The following is a 24,181-nucleotide window of genomic DNA, read 5'->3' as shown; positions in this document are numbered from 1 at the left end:
ATGATTAAAAAATTATTTTTATTCTCATTAATTATTTCTCAACTAGCAATTTCATGCTCAAGTGAAGACAGTCCAGAAACTACTCCTACTGACGAAACTTTAGCAGAACAAATTGCTACTATTATGAAACAACCTTACTCAAAATTAACTCCTGCTGAGCAAAAAGTAAAATTAGAAGCAGAAGCTAATGAAATGTTAGTTCAATTAGACAAAACAAAAAGCTCTAGTGCCATTGAAGCAATAGAAAATTTAAACACATTATTGGATATTAGTTCTGTTGATATTTTTAACGGAAAAAATGACAATGAAGTTGAAGACATCATCAATGTATCAGGTGTTTATGGTGTTTACACGTGGAATAACGCAGGACAAAAATGGGACAAAACAGCTTCAACTACAGAATTGAAATTTGTTTTCCCTGCTAAAGAATCTCAAACTTCAAATAACGCTACATTTTCAACAAATAGTGTTTCTTCTGACATAAAAGTTGATCTTCAAGATAGCTACAATTGGGAAACAAATGTTGAAACAAATGATCATTTCTTTTTACCAACATCAGCTGATGCTGTTTTGACGATTGATAGTAAAGAAGCTGCAACTTTTAAACAAACTGCAAAATACGCTAACGGAAAAGAAGTTCCGAATGAGTTTACATACAAGATGACCTTAAACGACGGTTATACCTGGGAAATGAGTGGTTCAAAAGCTACAGAAAACATTTCAAAAGCTTCTCTTACTTTCAATGGAAAAAATTTAATTTCTTTTAATTCAGGAAGCACTGCAAACATTGATGGTTTAATAGACAACGATGAACTTGTTCAATACAGAGGTAAGGCTAATGGATTGATCCAATTAATGGACAATTTTGTTATCGTTGCAGACATGGATTTAGCTACTGAAGCAAGTGAAGAAGCTGCATTAGAAAAAAGCTTACCTAAAGTTGACTATCAAACAAAAACTTATTTTACAGATATTAATGCTTACCAAGTTAAACTTGCACAAGGAAATGTAGCTAATTTCAATAAAAACTTTAAGTTAATTTTAGTTTCTAAAAAAGATGGCACAAAAATAGCAGATTTAGTTAAAAGAGCAGAAAAAGGATATTCTTATAAATTAATGAGTGATATATGGACAGTAGATCCATCTTCTACATATGGTGGATATTGGAGTTATAACCAAAACGGAGGTACTCTAATTCAATATTATGACGAAAATTTATATTTAAAATTCAGTGATAACACAGAAGTAGAAATGAGTGCTTATTTCTCAGAAGGATTCAGCAACTTTGAAACTAAATTTGAGGATTTCATAAAAGCTTTTGAAAAATAAAAACTTTTAAAAACAACTGTAAAGCCGATTTGACAATTCAAATCGGCTTTATTTTTTTGGAGGTGTTGTTACTTTCAAAGTGCTTTGTCCATAACCAGCCCAAATTCCAATACCTCCTTTTATATTAGACTTTAAACTTGTATTGGATGGATAAATCGGATTTCTACTATTTACAATTTCGTTTTGCCAACTGTTCCAAAAATCTAGAGCATCTTTATTTTGGGTCCTTAATTTTACAAAAATCAAATCTCCATCTGCAAAATAGGGCGTAAATTTAGTTTTAGGAAAAAGCAAGATACCTCTATTTATTTGTGCGGAAACAAAAGCTGTCTGAAAGTTTTTATCATCTAAATTACCATAAAATGAAGGAACAAAAATCGGCTCTTCAACATCAATTTTTGTGGCAATCTGATAATAGTTTTTTTCGTTCATCGGGTCATCAAATTTTACAAAAATATAACCTGTTGTGTCTGTCGGATTTCTTTTAATATACTCGGCACTTTTAAGCTCGACGCTTTTAGGTATAGTGGTAATGGCTTGAATCACTCGATTTAAATATTCTATTTTTAATGAATATTCTTTTCCTGCCTCGCCTTTTAAACTTGTACCAAAATAAACAAACGGCGGCACTCTGTTTTTATCGTTCTTGACCCTCAAAACTTCTGAAGTTTCTCCGTCAGAAATAGTGATTTTTGCAGATCGAATAACATGATCCAAAACATTTGTAGAATCAACTACATCCGTAATAGGAATACTACTTGACAACAAGACTTGAGCGAAATCGCCTTCCTCAATCCATCCTTCTACCACAATTTTTGATTCATGGCTTAACTGTTGACTAAAATCATCTTTAGAACAACTTATTACTAAAACAAAAAGAAATAATAAATATTTTTTCATCTTTAAAATTTAAATCTCCAACTTATCGAAGGTAATATTCTGTACAAAACCTTCTTTTCTTGTTTTACTATTACACTGTTTTTATCCTCATTTACCTGAATATTCAAAACAACATAAATCGGATTATCAATATTAAAAGTATTGTAAATCGAAAAATTTAAAGCACTTTCTTTTTTATTTGTTTTGAGAAAAAAGTAATTGACCGAAAGATCTGTTCGGATATAATTTGGCATCTGTGCATTATTATATTCTGAATATTCTTTGACAGGATTATTATTAACAAAATACCAAGAAGTGGGCATTGTAAAACGATTTCCAGAACTAAATATTTGAGTAACACCAAAATTCCATTTTGCGTTAAAATCATACATACCAACCAATGAAATATTATGACGCCTGTCGTATTTAGCAAAATAAGTCTTTCCATTATTGAGTTCCTCAAAATTTCGATCAGACCAACTTAAAGTATAACTAAGCCAGCCTGTAAATTTTTTACTGCTTTTTCGAAGCATCATTTCGATACCGTATGCTTTTCCTTTTCCAACAAGTAAATCATTTTTTAGCGTCGTAGTCTCGTTAAACTGTGTTATTCCATAGGGATATTCTAGTAAATCTTTCATAGAACGATAAAAACCTCCCAAAGAAGAAACTAAACTTTTTGAAATATTCTGACTAGAACCAATGGAAAATTCATGAGACGATTGTGGTTTTATTCCGTTTGAACTCGCAATCCAAAAATCAGTTGGAATTCCTACACTCGAAGTTGTTATTAAACTCAAATATTGATATTGTTTATTGTAAGATGCATAAAAAGAATAATCATCATTTGCCGCATAATTTAGTACGATACGAGGCTGAAAGTGCAAATAAGAATCTTTAGATCCTGAAGTATAATAATTAATTCTCAATCCTAATTCTGCAGATAAATTATCCGTTAACTTTGGCTTAATAGTTGAAAAAACAGCCGCTTCATTAGCCTTAATTTTGCTACTCTGAAAAGTATTATTAACATCGGTTAAATTCTCAACATTTATTTTTTGAGGTTGTAAATCATGATGTACATATTGCAATCCAGATTCAGCTGGCATTCCTGCAATTAAATATTGAATTGCATTTTTAAATCCAAAATCTTTAACATAAGAAGCAACTCCAAACTGAATTGTAGCCTGTTCCATACTTAATTCATTTGAATATTGACTGAAATAAAACGAATTCGACATAGTGGCTTTAGACGACAAAGTAGTCTCTAAAGCTGGAGAAATTGTAAAATTACTCCACTTTAATTGAGTATCTAGAGCGAGGTTAGGATCTTTTATTTTTAAAACGTCAGCACTTACAAACGATTCTATTGAGAGTAAATTGTTTTTAGAAATTTGCGACATAAAAGATATATTTCCGTCTGAAAAACCATATTTCATATCCTGAACATCATTGTTTTTAGCCCCCGAATTCAAAAAGGGGGCAACAATTTCATCGATATACGTTTTTCTTCCTGAAAGATACAGTCCTGTTTTTTTAGAAATTGGCACCGCCAAAGTTAATTGAGAAGCTAAAATACCCAAGTTGCCTTGGATCATGAATTCTGAAGGTATTTTTTTATTTGGAATCAGCAAGGTTGTAGAACTTAAGCGACCACCATACTTGGCATTTGAACTCGATTTATCAAATTCTACCTTATTAATATGATCCGCATTATAAAAAGGAAAAAAACCTAACAAATGCGACATTCCATAGATCGGAGTTCCATCATAAAGTATGGCATTATGTCCAGGATCTCCTCCTCTAACATATAAATAACCATTTGCGTCACCAGAATTTTGAACACCAGGTGTTAGTTGCAAAAGTTTGATAATATCGGTTGTCCCTAACACTGTAGGCACAGATGTCAAGTCTTTTAAATTGAAAGATAATTTGCCTCCAGATAAAGCTGTTATTCCTTTCTTCTTATCGCTAGAAATAACAACTTCTTTTAAAACTGAAACATCATTTTCTAATACAATTGAAATTACGGTATCTTTTTTACAATTAAAATAAATGGTCTTTTGATAATAATCTAAATAGTTTACTATCATTTTAGTATCTCCAAACGGAATGCTTGTTGAAAAATTACCTAAAGTATCTGTAGAGACTGCATAATGTTGATGATGGATATCGAAAGAAATACTTACTCCGACCAGATTTTCGTTTTCATTCGAACGTACATTCCCAATAATACTGGCCTTAGATTGTGAAAACAAACTGGAAGTGCACAGCAAAAAAAAAAGTATAATAGACTTCGACACTTATATTTAAATAATAAAAGTGCGAAAGTAAACAATTATAACCCAAATACATTAGGTTATAATTGTTTTAATTTTACTTCAATTTATTTAAATACATATTCACTACATTATCCAAACCGAGATAAAGAGCCTCTGAAATAAGAGCATGACCAATAGAAACCTCCAATAAACCCGGAATATTTTGTTTAAAAAACTGAATATTATCTAAGCTCAAGTCATGACCTGCGTTGATTCCTAAACCTAACTCATTTGCCAATTGGGCTGCAGCTACATAAGGATAAATTCCGGCTTTGTTTCCTAAAGCATATTCGTGTGCAAAAGATTCTGTGTACAATTCTATTCTTTCTGTACCTGTTTTTTTAGCTCCTTCAATCATATTCTGAATCGGATCGACAAAAATTGACGTTCTAATACCGTTTCGTTGAAATTCCTGAATAACCTCAGTCAGATAGGATTGATTTTTTATAGTATCCCAACCCGCAGAAGAAGTAATAGCTCCAATAGCATCAGGAACCAATGTCACCTGTGTTGGCTTGCATTCTAAAACCAAATCAATAAAATTATGCTGTGGATTCCCTTCTATATTATATTCTGTATGAACGATCGCTTTTAAATCTCGCGCATCCTGATAGCGAATATGACGCTCATCCGGACGTGGATGAATCGTGATTCCCTGACCTCCAAAATTCTGAATGTCAATCGCAACTTTTAATAAATCTGGCACATTTCCGCCACGAGCATTTCGTAAAGTTGCAATTTTATTGATATTTACACTTAACTTTGTCATATAAGTAGATAATTAATTCTAGTAACATTATATTTGTAACCACAAAAATACAAAGTAAAACGTAGCAGTTTTTGCTATTTTTTGATTATTTTGCATGAAATATCTTCAACCGCTTTATGACAGAAATTACCAATTATATTACCACCGATCTAAGAGCCATTGACAGCCAGGAAACAATAGAGGTTATTCAGGACTTTTTTACCGACGTGAATTTTTCGCATTTTCCAGTTTTGGAGAACGGAATTTTTATTGGAAGTATCGCCGCCGATGATATTGAGACTTTTGATACCGACAAAAAAACCATTGATTACAAATATACACTTGAACGTTTTTTTGCCCGAAATTCGATGATTTGGCTGGATGTTTTAGAAGTTTTTGCAAAAAACCACACCAATATTGTTCCTGTTCTTGACGAAAACAATAATTATATAGGCTATTATGAAATGGAAGATATTATGAAATTTTTTCATGAAACCCCATTTTTAAAGGAGCAAGGCGGAATTATTATCGTTCAAAAAGGAATTTTAGACTATTCGATGAGCGAAATAACACAGATTGTAGAAAGTAATAACGGCAAGATTTTAGGTTGCTTTGTTTCTGAAGCCGATTTAGAAAAAGTACAAATTACTGTAAAAATTGGCTTAGGACCAATGAATGAAATTATTCAGACTTACAGGCGATACAATTACGAAATCATATCCGAACATCAGGAAGATTCCTATATCAACAGTCTAAAAGAACGTTCAGATTACCTAGACAAATACCTTAATATATAATGTTATTTGTTGAATCGGTTAATTGTTTAATCGTTTTGGCAAAAAAGATTACCGATTACACAATTAAACAAAAAAATCGATTAAACATCAGATGAAAGTAGCTATTTACGGACAGTATTATCAAAACAGCACCGAACCCATTATCAAAGATATTTTTCTGTTTTTTAAGACTAATAATGTCGAAATGGTAATAGAAGAAAACTTTCTAAAAATGCTTTACGAAAAAGACCTCGTACAAAAAGAATACAAAACTTTTTCAGCAAGCACTTCGTTAGATAACAGTTTCGAAATGCTGATTAGTATTGGCGGTGACGGAACTATTTTGAGAGCAGCTACTCTGGTACGGAATTCCGGGGTTCCTATTTTAGGAATTAATGCCGGAAGACTCGGTTTCTTGGCGACAGTACAAAAAGAAAACATTGACATATTTTTGCAGTTTGTCGTTGATAAAAATTACACAACTTCTGAAAGAACGTTATTAAGCCTTACTTGTGAACCCAAAAACGAAGCTATCGAAGAAGGCCTCAACTTTGCGATGAATGAGATTACAGTAAGCCGAAAAGATACCACATCGATGATTACCGTTGAAACTTATCTGAACAATGAATATTTAAACTCCTATTGGGCAGATGGCCTAATTATCTCTACACCTACTGGCTCTACCGGATATTCTTTGAGCTGCGGCGGACCATTACTAACTCCGGAAGTAAAAAGCTTAGTCATTACCCCTATTGCGCCTCATAATTTAACAGCAAGACCACTTGTTATTCCGGATGATACCGAAATAAAACTTCGTGTTTCAGGACGAGAAGATCATTATCTGGTTTCTTTAGATTCAAGGATTGCTTCTATAAAAAACGAATCTATTTTAACTATCAAAAAAACAAATTTTAAAATAAAAATGGTCGAAATTCCGGGCGAAACTTTCTTAAAAACACTAAGAAACAAATTGCTTTGGGGAGAAGACAAAAGAAATTAGCCTCTTTTCTATTTAAGCACTTATACGATAATACCCTATTTTCTCGTTCTGCATATATCGAATCAATATTAAATGCCTCAAAATCATATTATAAATTGAAAAAAAAGCACATTTAACCAAAGGAACTTTGATTCGAATCGATAATTATTATATTTGCACGCAATTTTGAATTAAATGAAGAAAATTTTTAATTTATTGTTATGTTTTTTCCCCTTTATCACACTTCAGGCTCAAATCAATGAGATCGGTGTGTTTCTTGGTGGAAGTAACTACGTTGGTGATGTGGGAAGCACCACTTATATCGCGCCGGAAAAATTAGCTTTTGGTATTTTGTATAAATGGAATAAGAGTCCACGTCACTCCTATCGTTTTTCATACACGCAATCCAAAATTTCTGCCAATGACTTAGATTCTAAAGAAACGAGCAGAAATAGAAGAGGTTTTCGATTTGATAATGACATTAAAGAATTATCAGCCGGGCTGGAATTTAATTTCTTCGATTTTAATTTACACGATGAAAAACCAAAAATTACACCTTATATATATTCAGGATTGAGTGTTTTTAGATATAATGAATTGTACATCACAAGCGGACAGACAAAAATCGATCAAAAATCGACTTCACTTGCTATTCCGATAACTTTAGGAATAAAATCAAATATTAATCGTGATTTTGTTTTAGGTTTGGAAGTCGGAGCCCGATATACCTTTACGGATAATTTAGACGGAAGCAACCCGAAGAATGATTTTATGGCAGGTAATCGTTTTGGAAACTTAAATAATAATGATTGGTATGTCTTTTCAGGACTTACCTTAACCTACACCTTTGGGGAAAAACCTTGCTACTGCGCAGAATAAAAAATGGATTTAATAGAATCAATAGATAAAACAAACTTACCTAAACACCTTGCTATTATAATGGATGGCAACGGGCGATGGGCAAAACAACAAGGCTTTTTGAGGGCGTTTGGCCATGAAAACGGAACAAAGTCTGTAAAAAAAACAATTACTACTTGTGCCAAATTGGGTATTGAGTTCTTAACACTCTACGCTTTTTCGACAGAAAACTGGAATCGGCCAAAATTGGAAGTCGAAGCTTTAATGAAGATTTTGATCAATTCATTAAAAAAAGAGCTCCCAACTTTGATAGAAAACAATATAAGACTCAATGCCATTGGAAATATTGATAAATTGCCAAAAAATGCACAAAAAGAGCTGTTGGATGTTATCGAGAAAACAAAACACAACACAAGACTTACCTTAACACTGGCTTTAAGTTACGGATCACGAGAAGAATTGGCAAATGCAGTGAGAATCATCAGTGATAAAGTTAAAAATAATATAATTTCAATAGACAGTATTGACGATTCAATTATAAATGAGCATCTTTACACGCAAAATTTACCCGACGTAGATTTATTAATACGAACAAGTGGAGAACATAGAATAAGTAACTTTTTGTTGTGGCAGATTGCCTATGCAGAATTATATTTTACTAATGTCTTGTGGCCAGACTTTAAAGATCAAGATTTATATGAGGCTATTATTAGTTATCAAAAAAGAGAACGTAGATTTGGAAAAACCAGTGAACAAATTAAATAATTTTTTAGTGTTACAAAAAAGAATACAAATAGTCCTTACCCTAGCTCTTTTGGGTAGTTTTTCACAAATAAAAGCACAAGATAGACTTCCTTTCGATCAAGGGAAAAAATACATTCTTGCAAAAGTTTCTGTTGTTGGTAAAATAAGCTTCAATGAACAAACTGTTGTCACGTTTTCCGGACTTCAAAAAGGACAAGAAATTGCAGTTCCCGGAGAAGAAATCAGCGGAGCCATCAAGAAATTAGGCAAACTTGGTCTCTTTGATGAAATCTCTTTTTATGTAAATAAAATTGAGAATGATAGTATTTATCTTGACCTAAACATTGTTGAGCTTCCAAAGTTGAATGAAGTAAAAATGGTTGGGGTTAAGAAAAGTAAAATTGAAGGTCTTATTAAGGACAATAATTTGACCAAAAATAGGATTGTAAACGAAAACCTGATTACTACGACAAAAAACTACATTGAAAATAAATATAAAAAAGATGGTTTTTACAACACCAAAGTTGTCATAACCACTACTCCTGATACTACTTCTGGAAACCAGGTAAACATGCTCGTACGCATTGACAAAGGCTCTAAAGTAAAAATAAAAAGCATTGATTTTGAAGGAAATACCCAACTTAGCGATAATAAATTGCGAGGTGCAATGAAAGACACGAAACAGAAAAATGTTTTCCGTGTTTTGAAAGCTTCAAAAATGATTCCTGAAAAATACAAAGCAGATTTAGAAAAAGTAATCGACACTTACAAAGAAAAAGGATATAGAGACGCTCGTATTATTTACGATTCTGTATCTTATTTGAAAGATAAAAACATGCTTGCCATAAAAATCAAAGTAGAAGAAGGTAATAAATACTACTTTGGAAACATTAAATTCTTAGGAAATACTGTTTATCCTGACCAATTATTACAACGTTATTTAGGTATAAAAAAAGGCGAGGTTTATAATGGTGTTTTGCTTCAAAAAAGAATTGCAGACAACACAAAACCTGATGCAGATGACATTACCAATTTATACCAAAACAATGGTTATTTATTTTCAAAAATCAACTCTGTAGAGGTAAAAACCGAAAATGATACCATCGATTTTGAAATTAGAGTTACAGAAGGCCCTATAGCTTATTTCAATAAAATATATGTTACAGGAAATGACAAAACAAACGATCATGTTATTTACCGTGAATTACGAACCAAACCAGGAGAGAAATACAGCAAAGAGCAATTAGTACGAACTATTCGTGAGATTGGCCAGTTAGGTTTCTTTGATCCTGAATCTATTAAACCAGAATTTAGAAATGTAGATGCATCTGCTGGAACAGTTGATATTGAATATCAATTGGTAGAAAAAGGTTCCAGCCAAGTTGAGCTGCAAGGTGGTTACGGTGGTGGCGGATTCATTGGTACATTAGGTTTATCTTTTAATAACTTCTCTGCGAGAAAATTATTTGACAAAGAAGCTTACAAACCATTACCAATGGGAGATGGACAAAAAGTATCTTTACGTTTACAAGGAAGCACTTATTTCCAGACCTATAGTGTGTCGTTTTCAGAGCCATGGTTTGGAGGAAAAAAACCAGTACAGTTTAGTTCTTCTATCTCATACAGTAAACAGTTTCTAAATAATTTTGTTACAAGAGATGTAGACAAAAGTAAAAGTTTTAATATTTTCACTATACAAGTTGGTCTTGCTAAAAGACTTACAGTGCCGGATGATTTCTTTGTCCTTTCTCAATCAATCAGTTACCAGCACTATGATTTAAATAATTACAACACAGGATTGTTTACTTTTGGAAATGGAGCTTCCAGAAACTTAGCTTATACTATTGGATTATCAAGAAGTAATAAAGGTATAAACCCGATTTTCCCGACTTATGGTTCAGAATTTAGTATTTCGGCAAAACTAACACCTCCTTATTCATTATTAAATGGTGTTGATTACGGAAGTTTGGGAGACAAACAAGAATACAAAGCAAAAGCAACCAGTTCTTATGAAGATAATAATGGTGTAGTTGTAAATTCTGGCGATTATATTGACACTAATGGGAACAAAGTAAGTACTTTTCAAGAAGCTGCAGCAGATCCTGCAAAGGTCGATCAGAAGAAATATAACTGGTTAGAATATTATAAAGTAAAATTTAAAGCTGATTGGTATACTAAAGTGTATGGAAAATTAGTTTTAAGAACATTAACCGAATTTGGTTTCTTAGGAGCATACAATCAAGAACGTGGTGTTGTACCTTTTGAACGTTTTTATTTGGGTGGAGATGGAATGGCAAACTTTTCAATGGATGGTAGAGAAACTATTCAGTTGAGAGGATACCCTAACAACTCGTTAACACCTATCAATACTAATGGTGAGCAAATTGGAGCAACAATTTATAACAAGTTCTCTATGGAATTACGTTATCCGATTACATTAAAACCTTCTGCATCCATCTATGCATTGACATTTGTAGAAGCAGGATCATCGTACCCAGATTTTAAATCTTACAATCCGTTTGATTTGAATCGTTCAGCAGGGGCAGGTTTACGTGTATTTATGCCGGCATTTGGTTTATTAGGAATTGATTTCGGATATGGTTTTGACGCCCTTCCAGGATCTGTAACGAATAAAGCTAATGGTTGGGAAACACACTTTATTATTGGGCAACAATTCTAATAATATATTTGGTTAAAAATCATCAAATAAAGTAATGTTATGATAAGACAGTTTTTATTTATATTTTTAGCCTTGATTGTAGCAAATACAAGTCAGGCTCAAACAAGAACGACTAGAATCGGCTACATCGATATGGAATATATCTTGGAAAATGTTTCTGATTACAAAGAAGCAAAAGCACAATTGGAGCTAAAAGCCCAAAAGTGGAAACAAGATGTAGAATCCAAAAAGATTGACATCAATAAGCTGAAAGAAAATTTAAAAGCTGAAAGAGCTTTATTGACAAAAGAGCTTATTGAAGAAAAAGAAACAGAAATTAAATTTCTGGAAACAGAGATGTTAGACTATCAGCAAAAACAATTTGGAGCTGATGGGAATTTAATGAGACAAAAAGCAGCGCTATCAAAACCAATACAAGATCAGGTTTTTACAGCTGTGCAAGATATTGCAGAGGCCAAAAATTATGATTTTATTTTTGATAAGTCATCAGATCTTACAATGCTTTTTAGCAATAAAAGATTCGACATTAGTGATCAGGTAATTCGTTCTTTAAACCGAACTGAGAAAAGAGAGCAACTTTCGAAAAAAGAATTGAAAGAGCAGGAGAAAAAAGAAAATCTGGAGAATGAGTTGGATGAAAATCCAGCAATGGCAGACAGACAAAAAGCACTAGATCAAAAAAGAGCCGCAAGAGAAAAATTGATTCTGGATCGCAAACTGGAACAAGAAGCGAAGAAGAAAGAATACGAAGACAGAAGAAATGCAATAGCAGCAGAAAGAGAAGCGAAGAAAAATGGCACGGTTTCTGAAACAACTAAACCAGAAACAACAAAAACGGATGCGATCGCAAATCCAGATGCAAAAACAACAAATACGGAACCAGTAGTAAACAAAGCCGAAGAAAGACAAAGACTTTATGAGCAGCGTAAAAAAGAACTGGAAGAACGTAAAAAGAAAATAATAGAAGAAAGAGAAGCGGCCAAAAAAGCAAAAGAGGCCGAAACACAAAAACCTAATACGACCAATAATTAATTAATATTTTAAATGATGATGAAACAAATCAAAACTTTACTAATTGCTGCAGTACTTATTTTATCTGCAAACAATACAATGAATGCTCAGGCTAAAATAGCCCATGTTGATGTAAGCGAGATCATGTCGAAAATGCCTGCAATGCTAGATGCTCAAAACCAATTACAAAAATTAAGCGGTACATACGATGCAGAATACAAAAAAATGGTGGAAGAATACCAAGTAAAAATTAAAAAATACGAAGCTGAAGCTGCAACTGTAACTGAAGCTGTAAATGGAGAGCGTTCTAAAGAAGTGCAAGACATGCAAAAAAGAATTGTTGATTACAGAGACAATGCTCAAAAAGAATTACAACAAAAAGAAAATGATATCGTAAAACCTTTAATGGAAAAAGTTAGAGCTTCTATTCAAAAAGTTGGAAAAGCAAAAGGTTTCCAATACGTAGTAGACGGTTCTTCTCTTTTATTAGCTGATGGTCCAAACCTTACTGCTGATGTAAAAAAAGATTTAGGATTTTAATAAAAGCTTCTTAAATACTAAAAATGGCTCAATACTGATATAGTTTTGAGCCATTTTTTATTTCTATAATTTGATTATTTACTATGCTAAAAAAATCGTTTTAAACGAATGCAAACAGCATTAGGTATTTAATTAAATCATGTTTTGTTTATTTTTTCTAAGTACAGTCTTTGAACGAATATAAAATAGTCAAAACAAATATTTTACACATTATATTTTCCTTTTAAAAAAATCAAAATATTGCAATAGAAAAATTAGGATATTTTATAAAATAATCAATGATTACAATAACTGTAGATTCTTAAAAAGATGTAAATTTGTTCTATGACAAACAACAATCCTATAGGCGTTTTTGATTCCGGGATAGGCGGAACTTCGATCTGGAGCGCCATACATGAGTTACTTCCTAACGAAAAAACAATTTATTTAGCCGATAGCAAAAATGCACCCTACGGTCAAAAAACCAAAAAGGAAATTGTTGCACTCAGCAAAAAAAATGTTGATTTTCTAATCGGTATGAATTGCAAATTAATTGTGGTGGCGTGCAATACTGCTACCACAAATGCGATTAGAGAACTTCGTGCCGATTATGACATTCCGTTTGTAGGTATTGAGCCAGCCATAAAACCAGCAGCAACTAAATCTAAAACACAAGTAATTGGAATTTTAGCCACTAAAGGAACACTAAACAGTGAGTTGTTTAACAAAACTGCCGAAATGTTTCAGGAAACCAAAATTATCGAACAGGTAGGTCACGGTTTGGTTCAGCTAATAGAAGACGGGAATCTGTACTCGCCAGAGATGACTCAATTACTAGAATCGTATTTGCAACCCATGATTGATGCTAATATTGATTATCTGGTTTTGGGCTGCAGTCACTATCCGTATTTGATTCCGCAGATAAAAAAAATACTACCAGAACATATTCAAATAATAGATTCAGGAGAAGCAGTAGCACGCCAGACTCAAACTCTTTTGCGCGAAAAAGTTGGTTTTTCTGCTAAAGCAAAAAATGAACCCGTTTTTTACACGAATTCAAATCCTACTGTTTTAAGCGCTATTTTAGACCACAAGTATCAGGTAACGGAAAAAGATTTTTAAACGATTATTCTATTTTTCGCTTGACGAACCAAATTCCGTCTAAAGATAAATTAAGAGATAGTTTATGATAATTTTCTTTGATCAGATTATCCGAAACCGCTCCTTTTTGTCCGTAAGAATACGAAATATTCAAGGCCGAATATGTGTTTTCTATTGGTAAAGTTATTCCAAAAGAAATCGCTGCATTGTTAACTCTTTTCCCATCAACTTCGAGGTAACCCGTATCAAAACTTACACCTGTTCCATATCGAATTCTGTCCCAATAGCTTCTGACATTTTTCTTAGATTTATAACTCAATCCTAAAGCAAACCGGTCTTGATTTACAAAATTACCATATAATTCAGATTGTCTGGTATCATTCCACAAGCTTTTTTCATAATCGAAAGTTAGATTCAAATTATTTTTGAACCTTTTACTAATACCCACTCCTATTTCTAAGGGCAGATAATAATTGTCGGTATCAGAAACCAAGTCAGATTCTATAACGGTCTCCACTTCATTTGCAATTGTTTGCACATCTTGCACTTTTGACGCATTAATTCGGGCAGGCAACTTAAAAGTAGAGGCAATCGTAAAGGTCGAATCAATTTTGTACTGAGAACCAATAGTAGCCCTTAAACCGTTATAATTTGTTTCCTTACTAATGGTTGTTATCGAATTGGATATTAGATAACTTCTGTCATCAGTTGTATTTCCAAAAAGTAATGAAGCTGATAAACCAACCGCTAATTTTTTATTTAAACGATATCCATACGAAAAATCAAAATTGTTCAATCCGCCGGAACCTGCAGCAGTCAGATAGTAAAATTCCTCACTATTTTGTATGGGCAATTTTAAATTTGAAATTTTAAATGCTGAACTCGAATAAGGCCGCAAAGCCGCACTAAAGCCAGAGTTTTTGGTAACTGGAAATGCAAATGCAATATGAGAAAACTGAAAATTATTACGTTTTTCGCTCCTAGAACCGCTTTCGTATGTGGTAGCAATTGCTTTTCCTCCAACATCAAACATAAAATGATTGAGCGGCAAATAGGCCAGAGATGCAGGATTTAAATTATTTAAAGAAACATCAGAAGGCAAAGCGATTCCGGAAGATCCAATGGCGGGAATTGAGCCATAATCAGCATCGTATAACCCCCCCACACCGTATAATGAATAAGGTGAACTTGAAATACTTTGTGAAAATGAGTTTGTAAACATCAAAATGAGACCACTCACGAATGCTATTTTATTTTTCATTTAATAAGAGATGTAATAAATTTTCAATTGAATTTTGTTATTAAGATGTTTCTGATCACCCAAAACAAGTCGATTTACGCCTTTTGATATCGTTGGCAATGTTAGAATAAGTGAAGCTCTGGAATCTGACTTTTTTAGCATTTCTTTTTGTAGAAAGCTTCCAATACTTATAGAATACTTTACATTTTCATTAAACTCATCCGTCTTTTTGTTTAATACTCCAAAAACTGATTTACCCGCAGAATTAAGTAAATTACCTCCAATTCTATTTAAATTATCAGCGGTGTAAACCCGCAAAGAATCTGATAGCGGATATTGATCTGAATATGAGTTATTAACAGGTTTCAAAATTAATTCGGCATCAACAATAGCACCGTTTTCAGCAATTTGCTTAAGTTGTTTGATGTTTGGAAAATCAATTCGACAAGCTACTCCACTACCCGACTGAATAAATCCCTGATTGCTCGTAAGAATACTCGATAATTTACTACTGGAAACCGGTAAATTCTGTATTAAAGTTCCCGTTTTATCTAAGGAGATAGAGTTGAATTGTCTCGCCGGAACCAAAATCTCAAAATCTTTGATCAATGATTCTTCTGCGCCACTCTGATATTTAGAATAATACATTCTGAGTCTACTGGTTAGATTAAAACCTATAACACTCGAAGAATTTGCCGTAGCAGGCACGATAACAAGCCCTTTGAGGTATTCTGCAAAACTATCAAAATCGGTTATTTCTCTTTTTTTGAATTTTTGAAAAAGTGCTTCACCAAAATCACGATTCATTTTTATATTGATAGAATCTTTTTCTGTTGGGCGTGGTTTATACGAAATTGTTCCTAAACTTTCAGTATCATAAGTGAGCGTCGAATTATTATAGAATTGATCATCATCTATATTGGGTTTTACTTTTTGAGTCAATCGATGAATATCAAAAGTTTGCACTTTGGTTGTATCTCCGTAATAATAATTATCGTATCTGAGAATCATCGAAATAGAATCTAAAACATAATTGGTAGCCTCCGTATCAGAACCGCTTCCAATATTCAAATTATAAGTATCTGTCGACAACTGAAAATAACTCAATGACTTTACCTTTCCGAAAATAGGGTCATCATAATTTCCAACGAGAATTCGGCTTTGATTTGATGTAACCAGCGAATCAAAATTAATGGTAGACATCTCAACCGTCATGGTATCTATTAAAACCACTTTGTTATTAATCGCCAAATAATCAGATCCCACAACAAACTCTCCAGCATCAGTATCTGTGCCACATGACACTATTGTAAATGCAAAAAACAACATCCATAAAAACTTGTGCATAATCTCCTTTTTTAAACAAATATAAAAGGCACAATTTCGGGCAACACTATAACATATACAGCTACGCCTATTTTGACTATTAACAGACAAAACTCATCTACAACGAGGCTTTGGGACCAAATAATAGACTCAACGCCAAAAAGAGCCATTCTGTCTATCAAATAGCGTCATACATATATCTTCTTTTTTTAAAGAAGACAACCCCACTACTTTTGAAACAATAAAAAATTCGTTTCAGAAATAAATCTAATACACTTATGAATAATTTAAAAAAAGGAATATTATTTGCCTCACTATTTTCCAGTCTGTTTTTTATAGGCTGTAGCAATGATGATGACGATGATTTAGTAGGAAACTGGATTAAAAAATCGGCATTTGATGGCCCTGCACGATCTAGTGCTACCAGCTTTGTTATCGGAGATTACGCTTACATAACAACCGGTTATACAGGTGATGTTTATTTAAAAGATTTATGGGCGTACAATTCAAACGGTGATTATTGGGAACAAAAAGCTGATTTTACAGGTATTGGAAGAAGCGCAGCCTCAAGTTTTGAACTCAATGGAAAAGGGTATGTAGGCCTTGGTTATGACGGAACAAACAAGCTGAAAGATTTTTATCAGTATGATCCGGTTGCCAATTCTTGGTCACAAAAAACAGATTTTGGAGGAACAGCACGTTATTCTGCAGTTGGTTTTCAAGTAGGCGGAAAAGCTTTTTTTGGTACGGGTTATGATGGAAATTACTTAAAAGATTTTTATCAATATGATGACAATGCCAACACATGGACATTGGTAAGTGGTTTCAGCGGAAACAAAAGACGTAACGCAACCGTATTTGTCATTAACAACAAAGCATATTTAGGAACTGGTGCCAACAACGGAATCAATCAGGAAGATTTTTGGGAATTTGATCCCTCGACAGATGTTTGGACAAGAAAGCGAGACATTGACCAAGATGACGATGACGATTACAGCTACAATGATGATTATGCTATTACGCGCTCGAATGCATCTAGTTTTACAATGAGCGGTTTAGGATATATAGTAGGTGGTGAAGGTCTAAAAACCGTTTGGGAGTACAATCCTACGACCGATTTATGGGAGGAAAGAACAGCTATGGAAGGTGCTGCCAGAACAGATGCTGTTGGATTTAGCATCAACAATAGAGGTTTTTACATGTTGGGCAGAACCGGAACGACTTATTTTGATGATGCATGGGAATTTAAACCACAGGAAGAGCAAAATGACGATGATAATTAATTTAAAAAAACAATTCTTCTGGACAAAAATCCAGAAGAATTTATTCGTTTTATTGGCTGTTTTAGCTTTCGCAGCTTGCTCAAAAAAAGAACCACTACAAATTGCATCTTTTCAAACTCTAACCGGTTGGGGTTATACTATTTCAAATGATAATAAAATTTTAATCAAACAATCTATCATTCCTGTTATTAGTGAGGTTAAGAGTTTTGAATCTGAAGAAGACGCACTCAAAGTTGCCAATCTTGTTGCCGAAAAACTCTCTCAAAACATATCGCCATCGGTAACAAAAAATGATTTAATTTTATTAAAAATAAAATTATAAAATGAACATCGGCACTATTAAAAATACCAGTTCTCATAAAATTCTTTTTCATAGCATTATCTGGGCTTTTTTCATACTGACTTCGTTGATTCAGTTTTACGAAAGTCCCTTTAGAATCAATACTGATTTTTATGCACAATGGATCACCGGAATTTTACTGTTTTATCTGAATTATTTTTATTTGGTACCCGCTTTACTTTTAGAAAAAAAATACTTTCTATATTTTGCTTTTGCATTCTCTTTAATCATGCTTTTTATGATTATCAGGATTAATTATTTTTTTCCTGAATTTAGGCCTGTCAGACCTCCAAATGCATTGCCTCCCGCAGACATCCAGCGTGTTTTAAAAAAGGCCGGAGTAAGAGCCGTAATGTCGACACAGCCAGTTTTTATTAAGATTGCGCCATCTTTTTTCTATATTTTGATTTTGACGATAAGTGCAATTATCAGAACATTAACCGAGTTTTACAACAATCAACAAAACAAACTGATTGCAGAAACACACAGAACCAATACCGAATTGATTTATTTAAGAAAACAAACCAACCCGCATTTTTTGTTCAATTCTTTGAATAGTATCTATTCTCTGGCACATAAAAAATCAGACTTGGTTCCTGATGCTATCGTCACTTTGTCTGAACTGATGCGTTATATGCTGTACGAAACCGATAATAAAACGGTTGATTTAGAGAAAGAAATCAATTATATACAGAATTATATTGAGTTGCAAAAACTCAGACTTAATAATATTGAAGATATTGTAATTAATGTTCACGGCGATACCCGAAATAAATTTATAGAACCTCTGTTATTGATTTCGTTTGTAGAGAACGCTTTCAAATACGGAACGGATTATAAAGGAGCCGCTCACGTAAAAATTAAGATTTTTATTCTCGATAATACACTCGATTTTTGGATAGAAAATTCAATTGAAAGTTACGTGAAAGATCCCGAAAACTCAGGAATAGGATTGGCCAACATTCAGAGCAGACTGGATTTGCTTTATCCTAATGCACACGAACTTACCATTACACAAGATAACCATTATTACAGGGTGCATTTAAACTTAAAATTAGATAAAATTAAAACTTCAATAGATTAAATTACGGAGAGAAATAAAATCTTTGGAACAGTATTTTATGAAAATTTTAGAACTTAATTTACTGATTTCAAACTACTTTTGACCGCGAAAACAAATTTTAACACTTTAATCCAAAACACATGAAGTGCGTAATTATAGACGATGAACCTTTAGCAGTTGAGTTACTGGAAGATTTTGTTGGAAAAGTTGATTCACTAGAGTTGATTCGCACTTTCAATAATGCTATTGATGCAGTCTCATTTATCAATCAAACCAATATCGATTTGATTTTCTTAGACATTCAAATGCCACATTTCTCCGGAATCGAATTTTTAAATACCGTCGAAAAAAAGCCTTTAATCATCTTTACAACTGCTTATTCTGATTATGCTGTTGAAGGGTTTAATTTAGGGGCCGTTGACTATTTGGTAAAACCAATTCCGTTTCATCGTTTTTTAAAATCGGTTGTGAGAGCACAACAAACCTTCAATCCAGCGAATGTTCAGGCTATTTCAGAAAGCACTACTGCTCCCGAAATTGACCAGGATTTTATGTTTGTGAGAGCAGAATACGAAAACGTAAAAATGAATTTTTCGGATATTTTATTTATCGAAGGTCTGAAAGACTACGTAAAAATTTATACCACAGATAACAAATTTACACTTACGCTAATCAGTTTGATAAAATTAGAAAATTTGCTTTCCTGCAAAGGATTTTCGAGAATTCACAGATCGTATATTATCAACATCAAACATGTAAAATCCATTCAAAAAAATAAAGTTTTAATTAGCGATAAACGGATTCCAATAAGTGAAAGTTATAAAAATGCTTTTTTCGAAAGAATCAATTTATAGTAATTTAAACTCCAAAATAAAAATTCCAAATTCCAATAAAAATTAAACATTATTTGGGATTTGGAATTTTTATTATTTGGGATTCCTTGACTTTATTCTTTAAACCAGCCCGAATACATTACATAATTGTTAGAAATACGCTCGATCTCCCCTGCAAAATCAGATTGATCAATGTCTTTTACTTTTTTGGCCGGAACACCTGCGTAAATGCTGCCCGAAGTTACAATCGTATTCTGTGTTACAACAGCTCCCGCAGCCACAATAGCATTGCTTTCTACTACACAATTATCCATGACGATGGCGCCCATTCCGATCAATACATTGTCATGAATGGTACAGCCGTGTACGATTGCATTATGACCAATTGAAACATTATTTCCAATAACAGTCGGATGCTTTTGATACGTACAATGTATGATCGCTCCGTCCTGAATATTTACTTTGTTTCCTATCTTAATAAAATTTACATCGCCGCGAATTACGGCGTTAAACCAAACACTACAAGAATCTCCAAAAGTCACATCGCCCACAATTGTAGCATTTTCGGCAACATAACAGTCCTCTGGAATAAGAGGTGATTTTCCGTTTACAGATTTAATTAGCATATTCTAAAAAATTAATTAATGGCGGGACAATTACAATCGTAACGCTCTTTGGTACAAAATAAATTGATTCCTAAAGTTAATTGATGGTAACCTCCCGTATCAAATTTAACATCTCCCGTAACACTTGAATACGTGTAAGCAAACATAAAATTTTTATAATTTACACCCACTAAAGGGGTAATATATTGCAATTTTTGAGCCGCAACACCACTTCCGGATCTATATTGTGCACCATCAAAACTTCGTCTGTAAGACAATCCGACCCAAAGGCTTCCAAAGTTCATGTTTTTGTATGCCTTTAAATTTACATCAAGTGACTTCTCCTTGGTTGTATCAAACAACTGAAATAAAACAGAAGGTTCCCAAGTAATATTTTCTCTTTTACCAAAAACATAACCTGCACTTACTAAAAACTTGCGCACATTATCACTTTCATAATCTGTATATAATTCTCTTCTGGTCTCTACAAGTCCCTGAATGGTGGCATGGGCATAAAAATCTAGATAATTATAAGAAGCTCCAAAATCTACATTAAAATAAGAATCTTTTTGGATTGATCCATAAACAATCGGGTCAAAAGTTCCTCCAAAACTGGTTTCATCCAATTGACTCTGGATGATGCCACCACTAATACCAAACGACAGTTGATTTAAATCTATTTCATCACGAGAGAACATAATATGATGTGCGTACGTAACTTTAAATCCTTTTTGCGAATGATACCCGTTTTTATCATTAAAAACAATAATTCCAGCACCCGATCTTTCTCCTAATCTTCCATTAAAACTTAATGTTTGTAAACTGGGTGCATCATCCTGACCAAACCATTGTTTCCTGGCTGTCAATCGAATTTTTGCACAATTTGCTGCTCCTGCCATCGAAGGATGAATCAAATAATAGTTGTCTGACAAATAATCTGAATATACCGGAATTCCTTCTTGAGAAAAAGAATAATATGATGTAATTAAAAAAATTACGCTGAGATTGATTCTAAATTTCATAAAAGAACTTTGTTTGATTGTATTTTTAAACGCTACGAATTAATTTGTCTCAATTAAAGACAAAATCTTAAATATTTTATTAAAAAATCAAATATAGCTATTAGTAGAAAATAACTTTAGTAAATTTGTAAAAAATTACATATCATGACAAAAATCACTATAAAAGAAACTCAAAATCCAACAATACTAAAGTTTGAATTTGAGGATTTTATCACTCAAAATCAGAATTTTGAATTCAAAAATATTGATGAAGCACAAGCATCTCCATTGGCACAACAATTATTCTACCTTCCTTTTGTAAAAACGGTTTATATCTCAGGAAATTTTATTGCCATCGAAAGATTTAGCATTGTAGAATGGGACGATGTAAAAGATGCCGTTGCTGAGCAAATTGAAGCTTTTGTAGACAAAGGCGGTGTTATTATAAAATTGGACGAAACCAAAGCCAAAAAACAACCTATTACGGTTTATGGTGAGACCACTCCAAATCCTTCTGCTTTAAAATTTGTGGTAAGCAGAATGCTCACAAAAAACGCCATCGAATACAAAAATATCGATCAGACAGCTTCTTCGCCTTTGGCAAAAGAATTATTTAAATTTCCTTATGTAAAAGAAGTTTTTATTGATGAAAATTATATTTCGGTAACCAAATACGATGTAAACGAGTGGCAGGAAATAACCCTTGAATTGCGAACTTTCATCAAACAGTTTATCGAAAATGGTGGAACCGTTCTGGATGAAACTTTGATTGAGGTGGCTACGAAAAACGATATTACCAAAGACGAAGCTTTTGATAAACTGGATGTAACCTCGCAACAAATCATCAACATCTTAGAAGAATACGTAAAACCGGCAGTGGCAGCAGACGGAGGAAATATTGCCTTTGATTCATTTAATGAAGAAAACAAAGTGGTAAAAGTAATTTTGCAGGGAGCTTGTAGTGGTTGTCCGTCTTCTACTTTTACTTTAAAAAGCGGAATTGAAAATATGCTGAAAAGCATGTTGAATGACGAAAAAATCACCGTAGAAGCTTTAAATGCTTAAAAAATTTCAAAATAAATAGTAAAAAGCGTCTTTATAAGGCGCTTTTTACATTTATTCATATCTTGCTAATTTTCAATAATTTATTACTCTCATAGTGTCGCAATTTTATAAAAAAATAGCTAATATTGTATTCAAAACCAAAATACTAAAACCATGGGATTATCATCATTTTTTAAAAATTTATTTGGCACAGCCAAAGAAACTGCTACAGATGTAGCACATCAGGCCGAAACTACCTTTGAAGAAGCAAAAGAGGCAGCTGCACCTTATATTGACAAAGCTGAAGCTTTTGCCGAAGAAACTTTTGCTAAAGCCAAAGAAGCCTCAGAACCCTTATTAGACAGCGCGGTAGAATATGCAAGTCATGCCAAAGATGTCGTAAGCGAATACGTTGAAAAAGCGACAGACTCTATAAGTGATGTTATTGATTCTTTTAAAGATAAAACGACAGAGATTGCCACTGAAACTGCAACAGTTACCAAAGAAACAGTTGCTGACGCAGCAGAAAAAACCGATGAAGCTGCGGACAAAGTTATTGACGAAACAACCGATAAAGAATAAACGCATTATTGTTCCTTATAAAAGAATTGTTTTTATATTTGCAAAACAAATCCAGACCTTCTCTTTTGAGAAGGTTTTTTTATTCTAAATATGTTAAACATCAATCCTAGCCAACTCACTAATTACGCTGATAAATTTATCAATGTGTTAATTGATTATTCTCCTAAATTAATTTCTGCTTTTCTAATATTATTTGTGGGTCTCTATGCCATCAGATTAATAAACAGAATTATCAGGAAGCTAATGATCAAAAGGAATTTAGACCCTACCCTAACCAAATTCCTGGCCGACATACTGCTTTGGGCACTGCGTATTTTATTATTTGTCACTTTTATTTCGAAACTTGGAATTGAGACTTCTTCGTTTGTGGCGATTTTGGGAGCAATGGGACTTGCAGTTGGCTTGTCTTTGCAAGGATCACTATCTAATTTTGCGGGAGGAATGCTAATTATTCTTTTCAAGCCATTTAAAGTGGGAGATACCATCGAGGCACAGGGCGTTATAGCAACCGTAAGCGAAATTCAGATTTTTGTAACCAAAATGCTAACAGCCAACAACCAGACGGTTTTTGTACCCAATGGTGCTTTATCAAACGGCAATATCATCAATTATTCTATGCAAGGCGAGAGAAGAGCCGACCTGACTTTTTCTATCTCTTACGATTCTGATATCAAAAAGGCAAAGGACATTTTACTCGAGGTTTTACTTCAAAATCCTAAAGTCTTAAAAGTACCGGCTCCGGAAGTTTTTGTAAAAAACCTTTCTGCCAGTTCTGTCGATTTTGCTGTTAGGCCTTGGGCCAAAAACGAGAATTTTGCAGCTGTGTTTTCACTAACTTTAGAAAATTGCAAAAAAGCCTTAGACGAAGCAGGAATTGAGGTACAGCCTTTTACTGTGGGAATGAATAAAACGGTATAAA

Annotated in this window: 23 protein-coding genes; 16 read left to right on the top strand and 7 right to left on the bottom strand. The window is 33.2% G+C overall.

Features of this window, described 5'->3' with window-relative positions:
- The gene (locus J3495_RS00665) at positions 1 to 1,329 is read left to right on the top strand and encodes a hypothetical protein (protein WP_210664634.1); all 1,329 of its coding nucleotides are present in this window, start codon (positions 1 to 3) and stop codon (positions 1,327 to 1,329) included.
- Between the two features lie 48 nt (positions 1,330 to 1,377).
- Here the strand turns inward: J3495_RS00665 and J3495_RS00660 are convergent, their stop codons facing one another.
- The 3 genes from J3495_RS00660 to J3495_RS00650 all read right to left on the bottom strand — a co-directional run bounded on the left by J3495_RS00660 (position 1,378) and on the right by J3495_RS00650 (position 5,298).
- Positions 1,378 to 2,229: a DUF4249 domain-containing protein gene (locus tag J3495_RS00660; protein ID WP_210664633.1), complete on the bottom strand. Its 852-nt coding sequence runs from the start codon at positions 2,227 to 2,229 to the stop codon at positions 1,378 to 1,380.
- A gap of 2 nt (positions 2,230 to 2,231) precedes the next feature.
- On the bottom strand, positions 2,232 to 4,484 hold the full coding sequence (locus tag J3495_RS00655) for a TonB-dependent receptor plug domain-containing protein (protein ID WP_236025365.1): 2,253 nt from the start codon (positions 4,482 to 4,484) through the stop codon (positions 2,232 to 2,234).
- Between the two features lie 100 nt (positions 4,485 to 4,584).
- A complete protein-coding gene (locus J3495_RS00650; protein WP_210664631.1) occupies positions 4,585 to 5,298 on the bottom strand; it encodes a pyridoxine 5'-phosphate synthase in 714 nt (237 codons plus the stop codon).
- Positions 5,299 to 5,414: 116 nt separating this feature from the next.
- On the opposite strand from J3495_RS00650, the gene J3495_RS00645 reads away from it, so the two are divergent.
- The 8 genes from J3495_RS00645 to murI all read left to right on the top strand — a co-directional run bounded on the left by J3495_RS00645 (position 5,415) and on the right by murI (position 13,966).
- Positions 5,415 to 6,074 (top strand): CBS domain-containing protein, encoded by a 660-nt coding sequence (locus tag J3495_RS00645; protein WP_210664630.1) that lies wholly within the window; start codon positions 5,415 to 5,417, stop codon positions 6,072 to 6,074.
- A 91-nt stretch (positions 6,075 to 6,165) separates the two neighbouring features.
- Positions 6,166 to 7,053, top strand: a complete 888-nt coding sequence (locus tag J3495_RS00640) for an NAD kinase (protein ID WP_210664629.1) — start codon at positions 6,166 to 6,168, stop codon at positions 7,051 to 7,053.
- Positions 7,054 to 7,227: 174 nt separating this feature from the next.
- Complete coding sequence (gene porG / locus J3495_RS00635) at positions 7,228 to 7,911, top strand: type IX secretion system protein PorG (RefSeq protein ID WP_210664628.1); 684 nt, start codon at positions 7,228 to 7,230, stop codon at positions 7,909 to 7,911.
- A 3-nt stretch (positions 7,912 to 7,914) separates the two neighbouring features.
- Positions 7,915 to 8,655: an isoprenyl transferase gene (locus J3495_RS00630; protein WP_210664627.1), complete on the top strand. Its 741-nt coding sequence runs from the start codon at positions 7,915 to 7,917 to the stop codon at positions 8,653 to 8,655.
- Entirely contained in the window at positions 8,588 to 11,314 is a 2,727-nt protein-coding gene (bamA, locus tag J3495_RS00625) for an outer membrane protein assembly factor BamA (protein ID WP_210664626.1), read from the top strand. The genes J3495_RS00630 and bamA overlap by 68 nt, the downstream gene beginning before the upstream one ends.
- Before the next feature lie 39 nt (positions 11,315 to 11,353).
- A complete protein-coding gene (locus J3495_RS00620; RefSeq protein WP_210664625.1) occupies positions 11,354 to 12,346 on the top strand; it encodes an OmpH family outer membrane protein in 993 nt (330 codons plus the stop codon).
- A 15-nt stretch (positions 12,347 to 12,361) separates the two neighbouring features.
- Complete coding sequence (locus J3495_RS00615; protein ID WP_210664799.1) at positions 12,362 to 12,865, top strand: OmpH family outer membrane protein; 504 nt, start codon at positions 12,362 to 12,364, stop codon at positions 12,863 to 12,865.
- 324 nt (positions 12,866 to 13,189) lie between these two features.
- Entirely contained in the window at positions 13,190 to 13,966 is a 777-nt protein-coding gene (murI, locus tag J3495_RS00610) for a glutamate racemase (RefSeq protein WP_210664624.1), read from the top strand.
- 4 nt (positions 13,967 to 13,970) lie between these two features.
- Here murI and J3495_RS00605 read toward each other — a convergent pair whose 3' ends face one another.
- Positions 13,971 to 15,206 (bottom strand): aromatic hydrocarbon degradation protein, encoded by a 1,236-nt coding sequence (locus J3495_RS00605; RefSeq protein WP_210664623.1) that lies wholly within the window; start codon positions 15,204 to 15,206, stop codon positions 13,971 to 13,973.
- Complete coding sequence (locus J3495_RS00600) at positions 15,207 to 16,532, bottom strand: DUF4270 family protein (RefSeq protein ID WP_236025364.1); 1,326 nt, start codon at positions 16,530 to 16,532, stop codon at positions 15,207 to 15,209. It lies immediately after the preceding gene.
- 257 nt (positions 16,533 to 16,789) lie between these two features.
- On the opposite strand from J3495_RS00600, the gene J3495_RS00595 reads away from it, so the two are divergent.
- The 4 genes from J3495_RS00595 to J3495_RS00580 all read left to right on the top strand — a co-directional run bounded on the left by J3495_RS00595 (position 16,790) and on the right by J3495_RS00580 (position 20,051).
- On the top strand, positions 16,790 to 17,794 hold the full coding sequence (locus J3495_RS00595) for a Kelch repeat-containing protein (protein WP_210664622.1): 1,005 nt from the start codon (positions 16,790 to 16,792) through the stop codon (positions 17,792 to 17,794).
- Positions 17,784 to 18,116 carry a DUF4907 domain-containing protein gene (locus J3495_RS00590; protein WP_210664621.1) on the top strand — a complete coding sequence of 111 codons (333 nt, stop codon included), beginning with the start codon at positions 17,784 to 17,786 and terminating at the stop codon, positions 18,114 to 18,116. Before J3495_RS00595 ends, J3495_RS00590 begins: the two co-directional genes overlap by 11 nt.
- 1 nt (position 18,117) lies before the next feature.
- The gene (locus tag J3495_RS00585) at positions 18,118 to 19,218 is read left to right on the top strand and encodes a sensor histidine kinase (RefSeq protein ID WP_210664620.1); all 1,101 of its coding nucleotides are present in this window, start codon (positions 18,118 to 18,120) and stop codon (positions 19,216 to 19,218) included.
- Between the two features lie 119 nt (positions 19,219 to 19,337).
- The gene (locus J3495_RS00580) at positions 19,338 to 20,051 is read left to right on the top strand and encodes a LytR/AlgR family response regulator transcription factor (RefSeq protein WP_210664619.1); all 714 of its coding nucleotides are present in this window, start codon (positions 19,338 to 19,340) and stop codon (positions 20,049 to 20,051) included.
- A 92-nt stretch (positions 20,052 to 20,143) separates the two neighbouring features.
- Here J3495_RS00580 and J3495_RS00575 read toward each other — a convergent pair whose 3' ends face one another.
- Both J3495_RS00575 and J3495_RS00570 read right to left on the bottom strand, forming a co-directional pair.
- Positions 20,144 to 20,656 (bottom strand): gamma carbonic anhydrase family protein, encoded by a 513-nt coding sequence (locus tag J3495_RS00575; protein WP_210664618.1) that lies wholly within the window; start codon positions 20,654 to 20,656, stop codon positions 20,144 to 20,146.
- 11 nt (positions 20,657 to 20,667) lie between these two features.
- The gene (locus J3495_RS00570; protein ID WP_210664617.1) at positions 20,668 to 21,657 is read right to left on the bottom strand and encodes a PorP/SprF family type IX secretion system membrane protein; all 990 of its coding nucleotides are present in this window, start codon (positions 21,655 to 21,657) and stop codon (positions 20,668 to 20,670) included.
- 144 nt (positions 21,658 to 21,801) lie between these two features.
- Here J3495_RS00570 and J3495_RS00565 point away from each other — a divergent pair, with 144 nt between their 5' ends.
- The 3 genes from J3495_RS00565 to J3495_RS00555 all read left to right on the top strand — a co-directional run bounded on the left by J3495_RS00565 (position 21,802) and on the right by J3495_RS00555 (position 24,180).
- Positions 21,802 to 22,701, top strand: a complete 900-nt coding sequence (locus J3495_RS00565) for a NifU family protein (RefSeq protein WP_210664616.1) — start codon at positions 21,802 to 21,804, stop codon at positions 22,699 to 22,701.
- A gap of 153 nt (positions 22,702 to 22,854) precedes the next feature.
- Positions 22,855 to 23,262: a YtxH domain-containing protein gene (locus J3495_RS00560; protein WP_210664615.1), complete on the top strand. Its 408-nt coding sequence runs from the start codon at positions 22,855 to 22,857 to the stop codon at positions 23,260 to 23,262.
- 90 nt (positions 23,263 to 23,352) lie between these two features.
- Complete coding sequence (locus tag J3495_RS00555) at positions 23,353 to 24,180, top strand: mechanosensitive ion channel family protein (protein ID WP_210664614.1); 828 nt, start codon at positions 23,353 to 23,355, stop codon at positions 24,178 to 24,180.
- The last annotated feature ends 1 nt before the right edge of the window (position 24,181 follow it).

It is taken from the genome of Flavobacterium geliluteum (genome assembly GCF_017948595.1).
GTDB lineage: Bacteria > Bacteroidota > Bacteroidia > Flavobacteriales > Flavobacteriaceae > Flavobacterium > Flavobacterium flavipigmentatum.
Note: the sequence above shows the minus strand (reverse complement) of the source record. Positions and strands in the feature narration are given on the sequence as shown.

Coding starts and splice junctions, on each gene's coding strand:
- J3495_RS00665 (WP_210664634.1), top strand. CDS start 1: ATGATTAAAAAATTATTTTTATTCTCATTAATTATTTCTCAACTAGCA.
- J3495_RS00660 (WP_210664633.1), bottom strand. CDS start 2,229: ATGAAAAAATATTTATTATTTCTTTTTGTTTTAGTAATAAGTTGTTCT.
- J3495_RS00650 (WP_210664631.1), bottom strand. CDS start 5,298: ATGACAAAGTTAAGTGTAAATATCAATAAAATTGCAACTTTACGAAAT.
- J3495_RS00645 (WP_210664630.1), top strand. CDS start 5,415: ATGACAGAAATTACCAATTATATTACCACCGATCTAAGAGCCATTGAC.
- J3495_RS00640 (WP_210664629.1), top strand. CDS start 6,166: ATGAAAGTAGCTATTTACGGACAGTATTATCAAAACAGCACCGAACCC.
- porG (WP_210664628.1), top strand. CDS start 7,228: ATGAAGAAAATTTTTAATTTATTGTTATGTTTTTTCCCCTTTATCACA.
- J3495_RS00630 (WP_210664627.1), top strand. CDS start 7,915: ATGGATTTAATAGAATCAATAGATAAAACAAACTTACCTAAACACCTT.
- bamA (WP_210664626.1), top strand. CDS start 8,588: ATGAGGCTATTATTAGTTATCAAAAAAGAGAACGTAGATTTGGAAAAA.
- J3495_RS00620 (WP_210664625.1), top strand. CDS start 11,354: ATGATAAGACAGTTTTTATTTATATTTTTAGCCTTGATTGTAGCAAAT.
- J3495_RS00615 (WP_210664799.1), top strand. CDS start 12,362: ATGATGAAACAAATCAAAACTTTACTAATTGCTGCAGTACTTATTTTA.
- murI (WP_210664624.1), top strand. CDS start 13,190: ATGACAAACAACAATCCTATAGGCGTTTTTGATTCCGGGATAGGCGGA.
- J3495_RS00605 (WP_210664623.1), bottom strand. CDS start 15,206: ATGAAAAATAAAATAGCATTCGTGAGTGGTCTCATTTTGATGTTTACA.
- J3495_RS00600 (WP_236025364.1), bottom strand. CDS start 16,532: ATGCACAAGTTTTTATGGATGTTGTTTTTTGCATTTACAATAGTGTCA.
- J3495_RS00595 (WP_210664622.1), top strand. CDS start 16,790: ATGAATAATTTAAAAAAAGGAATATTATTTGCCTCACTATTTTCCAGT.
- J3495_RS00590 (WP_210664621.1), top strand. CDS start 17,784: ATGATAATTAATTTAAAAAAACAATTCTTCTGGACAAAAATCCAGAAG.
- J3495_RS00585 (WP_210664620.1), top strand. CDS start 18,118: ATGAACATCGGCACTATTAAAAATACCAGTTCTCATAAAATTCTTTTT.
- J3495_RS00580 (WP_210664619.1), top strand. CDS start 19,338: ATGAAGTGCGTAATTATAGACGATGAACCTTTAGCAGTTGAGTTACTG.
- J3495_RS00575 (WP_210664618.1), bottom strand. CDS start 20,656: ATGCTAATTAAATCTGTAAACGGAAAATCACCTCTTATTCCAGAGGAC.
- J3495_RS00570 (WP_210664617.1), bottom strand. CDS start 21,657: ATGAAATTTAGAATCAATCTCAGCGTAATTTTTTTAATTACATCATAT.
- J3495_RS00565 (WP_210664616.1), top strand. CDS start 21,802: ATGACAAAAATCACTATAAAAGAAACTCAAAATCCAACAATACTAAAG.
- J3495_RS00560 (WP_210664615.1), top strand. CDS start 22,855: ATGGGATTATCATCATTTTTTAAAAATTTATTTGGCACAGCCAAAGAA.
- J3495_RS00555 (WP_210664614.1), top strand. CDS start 23,353: ATGTTAAACATCAATCCTAGCCAACTCACTAATTACGCTGATAAATTT.